Here is a 14,638-nt window from a genome sequence, read left to right as displayed (position 1 = left end):
GCACCAGCGTGTGCGGGGGGACGCCTTCTGCCGTACGACCGGACAGGGGCTGACTACTCGACAGTGACCGACTTCGCCAGGTTGCGCGGCTTGTCGATGTCCCGGCCGAGGGCCAGGGCCGTGTGGTAGGCCAGCAGCTGGAGCGGGATGCCCATGAGGATCGGGTCCAGCTCGTCCTCGTTCTTCGGCACGATCACCGTGTGGTCGGCCTTTTCCTGGTCCTGGTGTGCCACCGCGAGGATCCTGCCGCTACGGGCCTTGATCTCCTCCAGCGCGGCGCGGTTCTTCTCCAGCAGCTCGTCGTCCGGCACGATCGCGATCGTCGGCAGCGCGGGCTCGATCAGCGCCAGCGGGCCGTGCTTCAGCTCGGACGCCGGGTAGGCCTCGGCGTGGATGTACGAGATCTCCTTGAGCTTCAGGGAGGCCTCAAGCGCCACCGGGTAGCCTCGCACCCGGCCGATGAACATCATCGACTTGGCGTCCGCGTACTCGGCCGCGAGCTTCTTGATCTCGTCCTCCGACTCGAGGATCTCGGAGATCTGGGCGGGCAGCTTGCGCAGGCCCTCGATGATCCGCTTGCCATCGGCCACCGACAGGTCCCGGATACGGCCCAGGTGAAGCGCGAGCAGCGCGAAGGCGACCACCGTGTTGGTGAAGCACTTCGTCGACACGACGCACACCTCGGGACCAGCGTGCACGTACACACCGCCGTCCGTCTCGCGGGCGATCGCGGAGCCGACCACGTTCACCACTCCCAGGACCCGCGCGCCCTTGCGCTTGAGCTCCTGGACGGCGGCGAGCACGTCGTAGGTCTCACCGGACTGGGAGACGGCGATGTAGAGGGTGTCGGGGTCCACCACCGGGTTGCGGTAGCGGAATTCGGAGGCGGGCTCGGAGTCGGCGGGGATACGGGCCAGGGACTCGATGAGCCCGGCGCCGATCAGACCCGCGTGGTACGAGGTGCCGCAGCCGAGGATCTTGACCCGGCGGATGCCGCGGGCCTCGCGGGCGTCCAGGTTGAGGCCACCGAGGTGCACGGTGGAGAACCGGTCGTCGATACGGCCGCGCAGCACGCGGTCCACCGCGTCGGGCTGCTCGGAGATCTCCTTGTGCATGTACGTGTCGTGGCCGCCCATGTCGTAGGACGCGGCCTCCCACTCGACGGTCTCCGGGGTGGCGGTGGTCCGGGTGCCCGAGGTCGTGTAGGTGCGGAAGTCGTCGGCCTTGAGGGTGGCCATCTCGCCGTCGTTGAGGGTGACGACCTGGCGGGTGTGGGCGACCAGCGCGGCGACGTCGGAGGCGACGAACATCTCCTTCTCGCCGATGCCGAGGACGACCGGCGAGCCGTTGCGCGCGACGACTATGCGGTCGTTGAAGTCGGCGTGCATCACGGCGATGCCGTAGGTGCCCTCGACGACCTTGAGCGCCTCGCGGACCTTCTCCTCCAGGGACTCGGCCTGGGAGCGGGCGATCAGGTGGGTGAGCACCTCGGTGTCGGTTTCGGAGGCGAAGACGACCCCGTCGGCCTCCAGCTTGGCACGCAGCTCCATGGCGTTGTCCACGATGCCGTTGTGGACGACCGCGACCTTGTTCTCGGGGTCCATGTGCGGGTGCGCGTTGTGGTCGCTCGGGACGCCGTGGGTGGCCCAGCGGGTGTGGGCGATACCGGTGGTGCCGGTGAAGCGCTTGGGGACGCGGGCTTCGAGGTCCCGGACCCGGCCCTTGGCCTTGACCAGCTTCAGGCCGGCGGCCTTCGGGCTGGTGATGACCATGCCGGCGGAGTCGTATCCCCGGTACTCAAGCCGCGCCAGGCCTTCCAGCAGCAGCGGCGCGACATCGCGCTTCCCGATGTAACCAACGATTCCGCACATAAAGTCTTTGCCCCTCCAGGTTCGATGGGTGTGGTGCCCGGCCGTCCGGGTGTTCCGCTGTGTCGCGGGTCGGACGCGGACGATCAGCCGTAGACGATCCGGCGCAGCTGCCTGAGCGTGAGCTCGGGCGGTGCCACGGCCCGGTGCCGCAGCTCGGCCGCGATCCGGTCGAAGATCTCCGCGTTCACGGCTCCTCCGGACTGCAGCTCGCGGTGCCGTCGGCGGACGAAGTCCTCCGTGGTCTCGTCGAAGAACGCCAGCACGTCGAGCACCACCCGGACCGCCTCACCGCGCTGGAGCGCGGTGCTGCGCACCAGATGGTCGATGAGGTCCTCATGGGACGACGGGCGGCGATCGAGCACCCGTAGATACTGGAGGGAGACCCATGGTGAACGCAAGATTCCTGCCCGATTCCGGGCAGGAGTTCGCGTGATCAAGGTTACATGCGTTTGAGAACGGCCTGCTTGGCTGCGGCGAACTCCTCGTCGTTCAGTATCCCGGAGTGATGCAACTCACCCAGTTCGCGCAGCCTGCGCAGCAGTACGTCGTGGTCGTCGCCGGTGGTCGCGGGCGACGGATGCGGCGGGGCGTCCCGGGGGACCGGGAGCTGCCGCAGCCGAGCGAGCACGGCCGCCCCGACCACGGCCATCAGCGGGTCCTTGCGGAAGCCCCAGAGCTCCACGGCGAGCGGATCGTACTTCGGCGCCGGGGGCGATGCCGCCAGGGTCGCCCGGAACCGCAGGTAGCCGTTCTCCAGACCGGTCGCCGGCAGCCACTCCACGGCGACGATATCGGCGAGATCCAGTACCCGGGGGCCGCCCGCCGCCTTGGTGTCGTCCGTCTTCCAGTTCCACTCCAGCCGGACCCGCTCGCCGTCGAAGGTGACGGTCCCGTCGCCCGCGCCGACGCTGAGCGGCACGCTTGGGCCGGGCAGCAGGTACGAGTCCACCGGCCCGTCCCCGATTCCGTCGAGCAGCAGCGCGTTGCGGACCTCGTCCACGAAGTACTCGGCGACGCCCGCGCGTTCCGGTGACACGCTCAGTTGGTAAGGGTCGGACGCGTCGTCCAGCCTGCCTCTGGAGATCTCCAGCAGCGGGTCGGCACCCTCGCGTATCCGGAGCTTCAGCAGCCCGGACTTCTTGCCGGGCGCGTACGAGACCCCGGCCAGCGCGCCCAGCGGCACATGGATTTCGCCGAGAGTGCGGCGCAGCAGGCTCACGCCCTTGTCATGGCCGGGCACGATCCGCACCCCCTCGCCGTCGAACGTCCAGGTGCCGCTCTTGTCGATGATTTCCGCCATGCGGGTGATTCTGGCACCGGGCACCCGGATGGTCCGGTTCCGCGGCGCGGCGCGCACACGGAAGTCCGGGGTGCGGGAAGCAGGCGCGCATGCGGCGGGCGCCCGCGGAGGAACTCCAGGGCGCCCAGCGGCGGAAGCGATCTGACTCACGCTCACCAGGCGGGCGACATGAGGGCTGTGAGTGGCCGTGCGCGTGGCTACGACTCGCTGTCGGGTGTCTCGCGCAGGGCGTCCTCGCTCAGACCCTTGCGCCAGTAGCCGACGAAGGTGACCCTGCGCTTGGCCAGCCCGCGGTCGTGCACCAGATGGCGGCGCAGCGCCTTGACCGAAGCCGACTCGCCCGCGATCCAGGCGTACGGGGCCGAGCCCGCGAACTCCGCGGCCCGGACGGCTTCGACGGCAGCCGGAGCGCCTTCGTCCCGTACCAGCCAGGTGACGGTGGCATCGGCCGCGGTGGTGAGCCCGACGCGGTCCCCGGCATGCGGGACCTCGATCCAGACCTGCGCGCGGACACCGGCCGGCAGCCACTCCAGGATGGCCGATGCGGCGGGCAGTGCCGTCTCGTCCGCCCAGATCAGCACCGAGTCGGCATCGTCGGGCAGCCGGAAGCGTACGGCGGTGTTGTCGGCGACCGCGGGACCGAGCACGGTCACCCGGTCTCCGGCGGAGGCCCGCTGCGCCCACCGGCAGGCCGGGCCGCCGTCCTCGTGCACGGCGAAGTCGATGTCCATCTCGCCGTGTTCACCGGTGTCGGGGCGCTGTTCCCGGACCGTGTACGAACGCATCACGGCGCGCTCGCCGGCGGGCATCGCACGCCAGTGGCCGAGCGTGGCGTACATGGCCTCCGTGCTGCTGTCCGCAGGCTCCGGCAGCACGGGAGCGTCCTGCCCGGGATGCGGCAGGAAGAGGGAGAGCGACTGGTCACGGCCTCCGGACGCGAAGTCCGCGAGCGCTTTTCCCTCGAAGGTGACGCGTATCAGCGAGGGGCCGAGCCGCCGCGTCCGTACGACCTGGAGTGGGAAGAAACGGAACGGGGCGGCTGCGGCTGCCGTCATCGTCAGACGACCTTCTTCGCGTTCTCGATCGCCTCGGCCAGGGTCTCCAGCAACGGGACGCACTTGTCGTAGGAGAGGATGGGCTCAGGGGTGCGGGGGATGATCTGACCGGCCTTGACCGCGGGAAGCTGCTTCCAGGTCGGCTTCGACTTGTCCAGGACGGACGGCTGGATGGTCGCCGAGCGGTCGTCCATCATGATGATGTCCGCTGGGTACTTGTCGACGTTCTCCCAGCTCAGGTTCTCGAACCAGCCGCCGCTGGCCTTCTTGGCCTCCTCCGGCGGTTCGACGAAGTTCACGCCGAGGGCCTTGAAGTACTCGAGGTCGATGGAGAGGTCCGTGCCGGAGACGTAGAAGATGGTCTCGGCGGCGGAGCCGACGAGGACCTTGATGTTCGGCTTGGACTTGGCCGCCGCGCGCAGCCGCTCGGCCGCCGCCTCGAACCGCTTCTTCGCCTCGGTGACCTTGGCGGCCTGCACGTCGGCGCCGAGTGACTTCGCCAGCTCCAGCATCCGGCCCAGCGACTCGGGCATCTGGCGGTCGTACACCGAGATGCCGACGCTCGGAGCGAGCTTGAGGATCTTGTCCTTGGACTCCTCCGGGACGTACCACAGCGTGCCCGAGTCGTCGAACAGAGTGGAGATCAGGACGTCGGGAGCGAGTGCCGCGTACTTCTCGACGCTGAACTCGTTCCACACGTTGCCGATCACCGTCAGCTTGCTGACGTCCATGTCGCCGGCCTGGATGTCGGCCTTGCCGTCCTTGGTCTTCGTCGGTCCGAAGACGCCCTTGCACTCGATGCCGTAGTCGTACAGGGCGGCGGCGACACCGGTGAACGCGACGATGTTCGCCGGGGACTTGGGCGTCTTGGCCGTCTGGCCGCGGTCGTCCTTGAACTCCCAGGGGCCGGACTTCTTGGCGTCCGAGGCCGTGCCGCCCTTCTTCTTGTCGTCACCGCACGCGGTGAGGGCGGCGCCGAGTCCTATGACGCCGCCTGCGGTGAGGACGCCGCGGCGAGTGAGCTGGGAAGCGCGGACGTTGGGCATGGAGTATCTGCTTTCTTGCGAACAGGGCCGCCAGCGACCAAGGAGTGTGAGGTTAGCCTAACCTCACACGATGTCTGGCTGAAAGGCCCCTTGTAACGCTTCGTGATCGAGGTCACGTGGGGACACCCGGAATGGAGGGGCGTGTTCGCCGCCTGGGATCGAACCGTGACGCGGAGTCCGGCACCCTGCTGCCCGCCATGTTGTCCCGCGCAAAGCTCACGGAGTTCTGCGGGGGTTCGCCGACTCACTCCGGGCGCGTGCCGGGGCCGAGGCCCGGATGGAGAGCACTTTCCTGGCCAACCTGGAAGAGGGGCCTGAGCAGTTCACGATGGCATCCTCCGGCTTGATCCCCCTGGGTTTCCTGGTCGCATTCCTGTTTCTGACGTTGCGGTGCGTGCGCATGCTTTCGTCACGTCGTGTCACAGGCCCCACGAGGCGGGCATGGCAATGGGCCGCAGGTGCGCTCGTGAGCGTGCCCGTCTGCCTTCTCGTCTACGCGGCGGGGGCGACATCCGGCTTCGCGCAGACCGGGAAAGCCTGTGCCGCGGCCGCCGGAAGGTCGGCGTCCGCACGGCCGGACTCGATCACTGAGGGCGCGTTCCCGCTGTCCCTGGCATGTCGCTGGAACGACGGGACCGCGGTCGAGCTGGTGCCCGGCTGGATCAACCCGGCACTCTGCACCAGCATGGCGACCATCGTCTTCTGCTCGGTCCTGGCCGTCTGCACGGCGCTCAAACGGAAGCAGGAACCTGGCCATGAGTGATCCGGTGGCGACGGTGTCGCGGCGGACCGTCGACGCTTCCGGAACGCCTCGAGGGCTCGTCCTGCGCCGACCTGAGCCCGGTGTCCCCGAAAGGTCGCTACGGGGACACCGGACGTGTCCGGTGGGCGGTCCGGACGGGGCAGGTCGGCCCGGAACGGGCAGGGTCAGCCCGTGAGGCCCAACTCCCGGGCGATCAGCATCCGCTGGACCTCGCTGGTGCCCTCGCCGATCTCCAGGATCTTGGAGTCACGCCACATCCTGGCCACCGGGTACTCGTTCATGAACCCGTAGCCGCCATGGATCTGGGTGGCCTCGCGGGCGTTGTCCACCGCGACCGTCGAGGAGTACAGCTTCGCCAGTGCCGCCTCCTTCTTGAACGGCTCACCGTGGACGAGACGGGATGCCGCGTCGCGCCAGCCGATCCGGGCCATGTGCGCCCGCATCTCCATGTCGGCGATCTTGAACTGTATGGCCTGGTTGCCGCCGATCGGGCGGCCGAAGGCATGCCGCTCCTTGGCGTACTTCACCGACTCGTCCACACAGCCCTGGGCCAGGCCCGTGGCGAGTGCGGCGATCGCGATCCGGCCCTCGTCGAGGATGCGCAGGAACTGGGCGTAGCCGCGGCCCTCCTCGCCGAGCAGGTTGGCGAACGGCACCCGGACATCGGCGAACGACAGCTCGCGGGTGTCCGACGCGTTCCACCCCACCTTGGAGTAGGGGGCGGCGACGGTGAACCCGGGAGTGCCGGAGGGCACGATGATCGAGGAGATCAGCGGCTTGCCCTCGGGGGTGCGGCCGGTGACCGCGGTGACCGTGACCAGGCCCGTGATGTCCGTGCCGGAGTTGGTGATGAAGCACTTGGAGCCGTTGATCACCCACTCGCCGGTGCTCTCGTCGCGCACGGCGGTGGTCTTGGTGCCGCCCGCGTCGGACCCCGCGTCGGGCTCGGTGAGGCCGAAGGCGCCGAGCATCTCACCGGAGCACAGCCGCGGCAGCCACTCGCGCTTCTGCTCCTCGGTGCCGAAGCGGTAGACCGGCATCGCGCCCAGCGAGACCCCGGCCTCCAGGGTGATCGCCACTGACGAGTCGACCCGGGCGAGCTCCTCCAGGGCGATTCCGAGGGCGAGGTAGTCGCCGCCCATGCCGCCGTACTCCTCGGGGAACGGCAGCCCGAACAGGCCCATACGGCCCATCTCGCGGACGATCTCATAGGGGAACTCATGCCGCTCGTAGAAGTCGCCGATCTTCGGGGCGACCACATCGTGGGCGAACTCCTCGACGGTGCGCCGGAGTTCCTCGTGTTCGGAGGAGAGACGGTGGTCGAGCGACATGGCTAGGACTCCTTGGGGGAGAGGGCACGCAGGGTGCGGGAAGGACTGGGCCGGCCCAGTTGCCCGGCCATCCAGGTGCTGGTGGCGCTGAGCCGGTCGAGATCGACCCCGGTCTCGATACCGAGGCCGTGGAGCATCCACACGAGGTCTTCGGTGGCGAGGTTTCCGGTGGCGCTCTTCGCGTACGGGCAGCCGCCGAGGCCGCCCGCCGAGGCGTCGACCGTGGTGACGCCGTGCTCCAGTGCCGCGAAGGTGTTGGCCAGCGCCTGGCCGTAGGTGTCGTGGAAGTGCACCCCGATGGCGGTGGTGGGCACACCCTCCTCGTTGAGCCGGGCGAGCAGGGCGAGCACATGGCCGGGTGTCGCCACACCGATGGTGTCCCCGAGGCTCAGCTCGTCGCAGCCCAGGTCCATCAGCTGCTTGGCGACCCGGACCACCTGGTGGATGGGCACCTTGCCCTCCCAGGGGTCGCCGAAGCACATCGAGAGGTAGCCCCGCACATGGACCTTGTCGTCCTTCGCACGGGCCACCACGGGCTCGAACATGGCCAGTGACCCGGCGACCGTCCGGTTGAGGTTGCGGGCCGCGAACGTCTCCGTCGCCGACGCGAACACCGCGATCCTGCGCGCCCCCAGAGCCAGGGCGCGCTCCAGCCCGCGCTCGTTCGGTACGAGCACGGGCAGCGCCACCCCGTCGCCGAGCCCGCCGAGGCGGGGAAACAGGTCCTCGGCGTCCGCGAGCTGGGGCACCCACTTCGGGTGTACGAAGCTGGTGGCCTCGATGGTGGTCAGGCCCGCCTCCGCGAGCCGGCGGATGAACTCCGCCTTCACCTCGGTCGGGACGACCCCCTTCTCGTTCTGGAGGCCGTCACGCGCGCCCACCTCATGGATGCGCACCCGTGGCGGGAGCTCCGGGACGGGCACCTCCATCGGCAGTCCGTCAGTCATCGCCCGCCTCCTCGGCTCCGTCCTCGTGCGGGGCCACCACGGCGAGCACCTGATCCATGGCGACGGTGGCGCCCGGGGTGACGTCCAGCTCGGTGACCGTGCCGGCGTGCGGGGCGGAGATGACGTGCTCCATCTTCATCGCCTCGACCACCAGCAGGCTCTGGCCTGCCTCGACCAGGTCACCGACGGAGACCTTGACCACCGTCACGGTGCCCGGCATCGGTGCCGCCAGAGTGTCCGCGCCCTGGCGCGCCGAGCCGCTGAGCGAGGCCTCCACCGGGTCGTGGTGCAGCACATGCCAGGAGTCGCCGTCCCGGCCGAGCCAACTCCCCTCCGGGCCGGTCGCGTACCGGAAGGTGTGGGTGAGCCCGTCGACCTCGACGGTGACGGTGCCCGACCGGTCCCGTGCTCCGCCGCCAGCCGCGGCGAGCCCGGCCCGGGTGTCCGTGCGCACCCGGCGCACCGGTTTCGCGGGTGCGTCGCCCACGGTGCACGCAGCTCCCGCCGCCGTTCCGCTCATCCGCACCGCCACCGGGTCCTGGCCGGGCACCCGGAAGTGGTGGACGGTCGCGGCCGGTTCACCACCCAGGCGCCAGCCACTGGGGACCGAGAAGGGGTCGACCCAGCCGCCCGACGCCCCGGGCGGAGCGGGCTGCCGCAGCAGTGCCGCCGCCGCGTACACCTCGTCCGGCACCCCGTCGGGCACGAGGCCGTCCGCGTCCCGCTCGACGAGTCCCGTGTCCATCTCGCCCGAGACCACATCCGGGTGGTCAAGGAGCCGGCGCAGGAAGCCCGCGTTCGTCGGCACGCCGAGAGTGACCGTGTCCGCCAGGGCAGCGCGTAGCTTGCGCAGGGCGGTCCGGCGGTCGGGGCCGTAGGCGATGACCTTCGACAGCATCGGGTCGTACAGGCTGGACACCTCGGTGCCCTCGCTGAGTCCCGAGTCGGTGCGCAGGCCGTTGCCCTGCGGCTCGTGGAGCGCCAGCACCGTGCCACCGGACGGCAGGAAGCCGCGCGCCGGGTCCTCCGCGCAGATCCGGGCCTCGACGGCATGGCCGGTGAGCCGGACGTCCTCCTGGGTGAAGGAGAGCCGCTCGCCCGCCGCCACCCGCAGCTGCCACTCCACCAGGTCCAGACCGGTGATCAGCTCGGTGACCGGGTGCTCCACCTGGAGGCGGGTGTTCATCTCCATGAAGTAGTAGGCCGACGGGTCACCGCCCGGGACGATGAACTCCACCGTGCCCGCGCCCCGGTAGCCGCAGGAGCGCGCCGCCTGCACCGCGGCCTCGCCCATGTCGGCCCGGATCGCCTCGTCCAGCAGGACGGACGGCGCCTCCTCGATGATCTTCTGGTGGCGGCGCTGGAGCGAGCACTCGCGCTCGCCCAGGTGCACCACGTTGCCGTGCCCGTCCGCGAGCACCTGGATCTCGATATGCCGGGGGCGGTCGATCCACCGCTCCACCAGCAGGGTGTCATCGCCGAACGACGCCCGCGCCTCGCGCCGCGCCGCCGCGATCTCCTCGAGCAGCGCCGACTCGACCCGGGTGAGCCGCATACCCTTGCCGCCGCCGCCCGCCGACGGCTTCAGCAGCACCGGCATCCCGATCTCGCGGGCCGCCTCGGCGAGCTGCTCGTCCGTCAGCCCGGACCCGGACGAGCCGGGCACCACCGGCACCCCGGCCTTGCGGACGGTCTCCTTGGCGCGGATCTTGTCGCCCATCAGCGAGATCGCCTGCGCGGGCGGGCCGATGAAGACCAGCCCCGCGTCCTCACAGGCCTGGGCGAACGCCGCGTTCTCCGCGAGGAAGCCATAGCCGGGGTGGACGGCCTGGGCGCCGCTGAGCCGCGCGGCGTCCAGCAGCCGCTTCACCGAGAGATAGCTCTCCGCCGCCGGAGCCGGACCGAGCCGTACCGCGGTGTCGGCCTCCCGGACATGGCGGGCGTCGGCGTCGGCGTCGCTGAAGACGGCGACCGAACGCACCCCCATGGCGCGCAGTGTCCGGATGACGCGAACCGCGATCTCGCCGCGGTTGGCGACCAGAACCGTGTCGAACATCGTCTGTCCCTTGAAGTCCACAGCAGTCCCTCAGTCCCTCACATCCGGAAGACGCCGAACTGGGGGTCACCCAGGGGCGCGTTGGCACAGGCGGTCAGGGCCAGACCCAGCACCTGCCGGGTCTCCAGCGGGTCGATCACCCCGTCGTCCCACAGCCGGGCCGTCGCGTAGTACGCGTTGCCCTGCTCCTCGTACTGGGCGCGGATGGGGGCCTTGAAGGCCTCCTCCTCATCAGCGGCCCACTCGTCCCCGCGGCCCTCGATCTGGTCGCGCTTGACCGTCGCCAGCACCGACGCGGCCTGCTCGCCGCCCATCACGGAGATCTTGGCGTTCGGCCACATCCACAGGAAGCGGGGGGAGTAGGCACGGCCGCACATCGAGTAGTTGCCCGCCCCGTACGAGCCGCCGATGACGACCGTCAGCTTGGGAACCCGGGTGCAGGCCACGGCCGTGACCATCTTGGCGCCGTGCTTGGCGATGCCCCCGTGCTCGTAGTCCTTGCCGACCATGAAGCCCGAGATGTTCTGGAGGAACAGCAGGGGGATTCCGCGCTGGTCGCACAGCTCGATGAAGTGCGCGCCCTTCTGGGCGGACTCGGCGAACAGGATGCCGTTGTTGGCCACGATGCCGACCTGATGGCCGTGGATCCGGGCGAACCCGGTGACCAGGGTCTGCCCGAACTCGGACTTGAACTCCGCGAACCGGGAGCCGTCCACGATCCGCGCGATGACCTCGCGCACGTCGTACGGCGTGCGCGAGTCCGCCGGGACCACTCCGTACAGGCCGAACGGGTCGGCCTTCGGCTCCTCGGCCGCTTCCACGGACCAGGGCAGCGGCCCGCGCTCGGGCAGGGTCGCCACGATGTTCCGCACGATCCGCAGGGCGTGGGCGTCGTCCTCGGCAAGATGGTCCGTCACCCCGGAGATCCGGGAGTGCACCTCACCGCCGCCGAGCTCCTCGGCCGTGACCACCTCACCCGTCGCCGCCTTCACCAGCGGCGGTCCGCCCAGGAAGATCGTGCCCTGGTCCCGTACGATCACGGCCTCGTCGCTCATCGCCGGGACGTACGCGCCGCCCGCGGTGCAGGAGCCCATCACCGCCGCGATCTGCGGAATACGCGCACCCGAGAGCCGAGCCTGGTTGTAGAAGATCCGGCCGAAGTGCTCACGGTCCGGGAAGACCTCGTCCTGCATCGGCAGGAAGGCGCCGCCCGAGTCGACCAGATAGACGCACGGCAGACGGTTCTCCAGCGCCACTTCCTGGGCGCGCAGATGTTTCTTCACCGTCATCGGGTAGTACGTGCCGCCCTTGACCGTGGCGTCGTTGGCCACGACCACCACCTCACGGCCGCTGACCCGACCGATACCGGCGATCACCCCGGCCGCCGGGGCCTGGCCGCCGTACATCCCGTCGGCCGCGAGCGGGGCCAGCTCCAGGAAGGGCGAGCCCGGGTCCAGGAGCGTGTCCACCCGGTCGCGCGGCAGCAGCTTCCCGCGCGCGGTGTGCCGTGCGCGGGCCTTCTCGCCGCCGCCCAGCCTGGCCGCGGCCAGCTTCGCGCGCAGCGTGTCGGTGAGCTCGCGGTGCGCCGCCTCATTGGCCTGCCAGGCCTCGGACGCGGGATCTGCCGCACTCGCCAGCACAGGTGCCTGCTGCATCGGTCCAGCCTCTCCTTGTTAATGAGCGTTAACCGATCCTCTTCAGGTTAACGAGCGCTAACCGCCCTGTCTAGAATCAGTTGTATGAGCACCAGGACCGACGCCCCGACCCGGCGCGAGCAGATCCTCAAGGAAGCTGCCCGGCTCTTCGCCGAGCGCGGTTTCCACGGGGTCGGCGTGGACGAGATAGGGGCGGCTGTCGGTATCAGCGGCCCCGGGCTCTACCGTCACTTCCCCGGCAAGGACGCGATGCTCGCCGAGCTGCTGGTCGGGATTTCCGGCCGGCTGCTGGAGGGCGGCAGACGCCGGGTCGCCGAGGCGGGCGGTACGGAGGGCGCGGGAGGCATGGCAGGCGCGAGTGGAGCCCCGGAGAAGGTGCTCGCCTCGCTGATCGACGGGCATATCGACTTCGCCCTCGACGACCGCCCGCTGATCACCCTGCACGACCGCGAGCTCGACCGGTTGCGCGACAGCGACCGCAAGCTGGTGCGCCAGCTCCAGCGCCAGTACGTCGAGCTCTGGGTGGACGTGGTGCGCGAGCTCCACCCGGAGATCCCCGAGGCCCAGGCGCGGGCGGCGGTGCACGCTGTGTTCGGGCTGCTGAACTCCACCCCGCACCTCGGCTCGTACGGAAACGGGCTGCTGGGGCGCACCGCGATGGAGGACCTGCTGCGCAAGCTGGCGCACGGGGCCTTCGCGTCGCTGTCGGCGTAACCGCCACCGCAGGCGTGACATGCGCCGGCGTGGGCGTCCTGGCTCCATAGCGCCCCCGTGTACGCGGCGCCCGCCGCATTCGCGGCGGACGCGCTGCGGGACGTACGGCACGCTCCGCACACCTGACGGCACAATGGGCACATGCCGATACCGAACCGCGCCGCTCTTGTCGACCACCTCGTCCGCACCCGTATCGCCGGAGACGTCGCCACGCCCCGCGACAACAACCTCTCCCACTACCGCAAGCTGGCCAACGGCGACCGCCACTACTGGCTGGGGCTCGAACTCGGCGACCGCTGGACCGACGAGCAGGACGTGCTCGCCGTCATGGCCGAGCGCTGCGGCGTCATCGACGATCCCCAGCACCGGTTCGGGCAGGACACCATCGACCCCGAGCTGACCGTGGACGCGCTCGACCGTATGGCGGCGCGGCTGAAGGAGGCCGCCGCCGCGAGACAGTCCGTGCTCTTCGCCACCGGGCACCCCGGCGGGCTGCTCGATGTGCACCGGCAGACCGCGGACGCGCTGCGGGCCGCGGGCTGCGAGATCGTGCGGATCCCGGCGGGACTCACGGCGGACGAGGGCATGGTCTTCCAGTTCGCCGACGTCGCCATGCTGGAGCGCGGAGCCACCCTGTGGCACACCCACTCGCCCGAACCGATGGCCGCGATCCTGGACGGGCTGCACCGGGCGGGCCGGCCCCAGCCGGACCTCGTGGTGGCGGACCACGGCTGGGCGGGCTGTGCGGGCCAGCGCGGGATCGACGCCGTGGGTTACGCCGACTGCAACGACCCGGCGCTGTTCATCGGCGAGGCGGAGGGCACCCTCCAGGTGACGGTCCCGCTGGACGACCATGTCACGGACCCGCGTTTCTACGACCCGATGACGGCGTACCTCCTCAACGCGGCAGGACTCCTCTGACCAGCCCTCCGCGACGGTGCGCTCGCCCTCGCCATGAGGTGAGGGTATGTCTGTTGTGGCGGTAGCGCCCGGTATGCCCGACCGCACCGCCAGGCTCTGGCAGGCGGGCAGGCGGGCAGGCGGGCAGGCGGGCAGGCGGTGAGGATGTGGCGGACTACGTCCTGGTCCACGGGGCCATGCATGGCGGCTGGTGCTGGGGCCCGGTGCGCGAGCTGCTCACCCGGCGGGGGCACCGGGTGTTCACCCCCAGTCTGACCGGCCAGGGCGAGCGCCACCGCGAGCTGGCACCCGGGGTGGGCGTCGCCACTCACACCGATGACCTGGTGGATCTCATCTGGTACGAGGACCTCGGCGACGTCCGCCTAGTCCTGCACAGCTACGCCGGCATCCTGGCCGGGCCGGTCGCGGAACGCGCGTCCGGCCGGCTGGCGGCCGTGGTGCTCGCGGGTGGCTTCCTGGTCCGGCCGGGTGAGTGCCTGCTGGACGTCGAGCCGCCCGAGGTCGCGCTCCGCTACCGCGAGCTGGTCGCTCAGCGGGGCGAGGGCTGGTATCTGCCCGCCGACGCCTCGTATCTCACCCAGTGGGGCGTACGGGACGAGCGGCTGCGGGCCTGGGCGGGACCCCGGCTCACCGACTTCCCGTTCCGCTGCCAGACGGATCCCGTCCGGTTCGACCCGCGTCCGCTCGCGGCCTTGCGCCGGGTCTACGTGCGGCACACCGAACCGCCGCTGCCGAGCCTTGACGCCTCACTCGCGGCGGCCCGTTCGGACGGCTGGGAGATCCGCACCATCGCGTGCGGTCACGACATGATGCTGGAGGCCCCGGAGGAGACCGCCCGGATCATCGCGGTCTAGTGCCGCGTCAGGCAAGGTTTGCCCGTCAAGGAGCGGCATCCGGTGCATGGGCCCCCTTTCCAGGCCCGCAGGGGCCGAGGGGGTGGGGCCTCCCCAGGCCCGCAGGGGGCCGACGGGGGTGGGGC

At 70.4% G+C, this 14,638-nt stretch carries 13 protein-coding genes; 4 read left to right on the top strand and 9 right to left on the bottom strand.

The features are described from left to right. Positions 1-53: 53 nt before the first annotated feature. From glmS to ACFWI9_RS28455, 5 genes are all read right to left on the bottom strand, one after another. A complete protein-coding gene (glmS, locus tag ACFWI9_RS28475) occupies positions 54-1,871 on the bottom strand; it encodes a glutamine--fructose-6-phosphate transaminase (isomerizing) (RefSeq protein WP_387166328.1) in 1,818 nt (605 codons plus the stop codon). A gap of 83 nt (positions 1,872-1,954) precedes the next feature. After that, positions 1,955-2,233: a hypothetical protein gene (locus tag ACFWI9_RS28470; protein WP_387166326.1), complete on the bottom strand. Its 279-nt coding sequence runs from the start codon at positions 2,231-2,233 to the stop codon at positions 1,955-1,957. A 77-nt stretch (positions 2,234-2,310) separates the two neighbouring features. Continuing rightward, positions 2,311-3,171 carry a DUF4429 domain-containing protein gene (locus tag ACFWI9_RS28465; protein WP_387166324.1) on the bottom strand — a complete coding sequence of 287 codons (861 nt, stop codon included), beginning with the start codon at positions 3,169-3,171 and terminating at the stop codon, positions 2,311-2,313. 197 nt (positions 3,172-3,368) lie between these two features. After that, entirely contained in the window at positions 3,369-4,226 is an 858-nt protein-coding gene (locus ACFWI9_RS28460; protein WP_387166322.1) for a siderophore-interacting protein, read from the bottom strand. 2 nt (positions 4,227-4,228) lie between these two features. Continuing rightward, positions 4,229-5,272, bottom strand: a complete 1,044-nt coding sequence (locus tag ACFWI9_RS28455) for an ABC transporter substrate-binding protein (RefSeq protein WP_387166320.1) — start codon at positions 5,270-5,272, stop codon at positions 4,229-4,231. A 466-nt stretch (positions 5,273-5,738) separates the two neighbouring features. Here ACFWI9_RS28455 and ACFWI9_RS28450 point away from each other — a divergent pair, with 466 nt between their 5' ends. Next, positions 5,739-6,035, top strand: coding sequence for a hypothetical protein (locus ACFWI9_RS28450; RefSeq protein ID WP_387166318.1), 297 nt, complete (start codon positions 5,739-5,741; stop codon positions 6,033-6,035). A gap of 164 nt (positions 6,036-6,199) precedes the next feature. Here the strand turns inward: ACFWI9_RS28450 and ACFWI9_RS28445 are convergent, their stop codons facing one another. Genes ACFWI9_RS28445 through ACFWI9_RS28430 form a run of 4 tightly spaced genes read right to left on the bottom strand, consistent with a single transcriptional unit; the run spans position 6,200 to position 12,024 of the window. Further along, entirely contained in the window at positions 6,200-7,366 is a 1,167-nt protein-coding gene (locus ACFWI9_RS28445; RefSeq protein WP_387166316.1) for an acyl-CoA dehydrogenase family protein, read from the bottom strand. 2 nt (positions 7,367-7,368) lie between these two features. Continuing rightward, complete coding sequence (locus ACFWI9_RS28440) at positions 7,369-8,313, bottom strand: hydroxymethylglutaryl-CoA lyase (RefSeq protein WP_387166314.1); 945 nt, start codon at positions 8,311-8,313, stop codon at positions 7,369-7,371. Then, the gene (locus tag ACFWI9_RS28435; protein ID WP_387166330.1) at positions 8,306-10,369 is read right to left on the bottom strand and encodes an acetyl/propionyl/methylcrotonyl-CoA carboxylase subunit alpha; all 2,064 of its coding nucleotides are present in this window, start codon (positions 10,367-10,369) and stop codon (positions 8,306-8,308) included. Before ACFWI9_RS28435 ends, ACFWI9_RS28440 begins: the two co-directional genes overlap by 8 nt. Before the next feature lie 38 nt (positions 10,370-10,407). Further along, positions 10,408-12,024: a carboxyl transferase domain-containing protein gene (locus tag ACFWI9_RS28430; protein ID WP_387166312.1), complete on the bottom strand. Its 1,617-nt coding sequence runs from the start codon at positions 12,022-12,024 to the stop codon at positions 10,408-10,410. Positions 12,025-12,108: 84 nt separating this feature from the next. Between ACFWI9_RS28430 and ACFWI9_RS28425 the strand changes: the two genes are divergently transcribed. The 3 genes from ACFWI9_RS28425 (at position 12,109) to ACFWI9_RS28415 (ending at position 14,513) form a co-directional block, all read left to right on the top strand. Then, the gene (locus ACFWI9_RS28425; RefSeq protein ID WP_387166310.1) at positions 12,109-12,738 is read left to right on the top strand and encodes a TetR/AcrR family transcriptional regulator; all 630 of its coding nucleotides are present in this window, start codon (positions 12,109-12,111) and stop codon (positions 12,736-12,738) included. A gap of 141 nt (positions 12,739-12,879) precedes the next feature. Further along, on the top strand, positions 12,880-13,659 hold the full coding sequence (locus ACFWI9_RS28420; protein WP_387166308.1) for a phosphatase: 780 nt from the start codon (positions 12,880-12,882) through the stop codon (positions 13,657-13,659). A 146-nt stretch (positions 13,660-13,805) separates the two neighbouring features. Next, positions 13,806-14,513, top strand: a complete 708-nt coding sequence (locus ACFWI9_RS28415) for an alpha/beta fold hydrolase (RefSeq protein ID WP_387166306.1) — start codon at positions 13,806-13,808, stop codon at positions 14,511-14,513. Positions 14,514-14,638 lie beyond the last annotated feature (125 nt).

Source organism: Streptomyces sp. NPDC127084 (assembly GCF_042724175.1).
In the GTDB taxonomy this organism is placed as follows: Bacteria; Actinomycetota; Actinomycetes; order Streptomycetales; family Streptomycetaceae; genus Streptomyces.
This window is presented reverse-complemented; position numbering and strand designations above follow the sequence as displayed.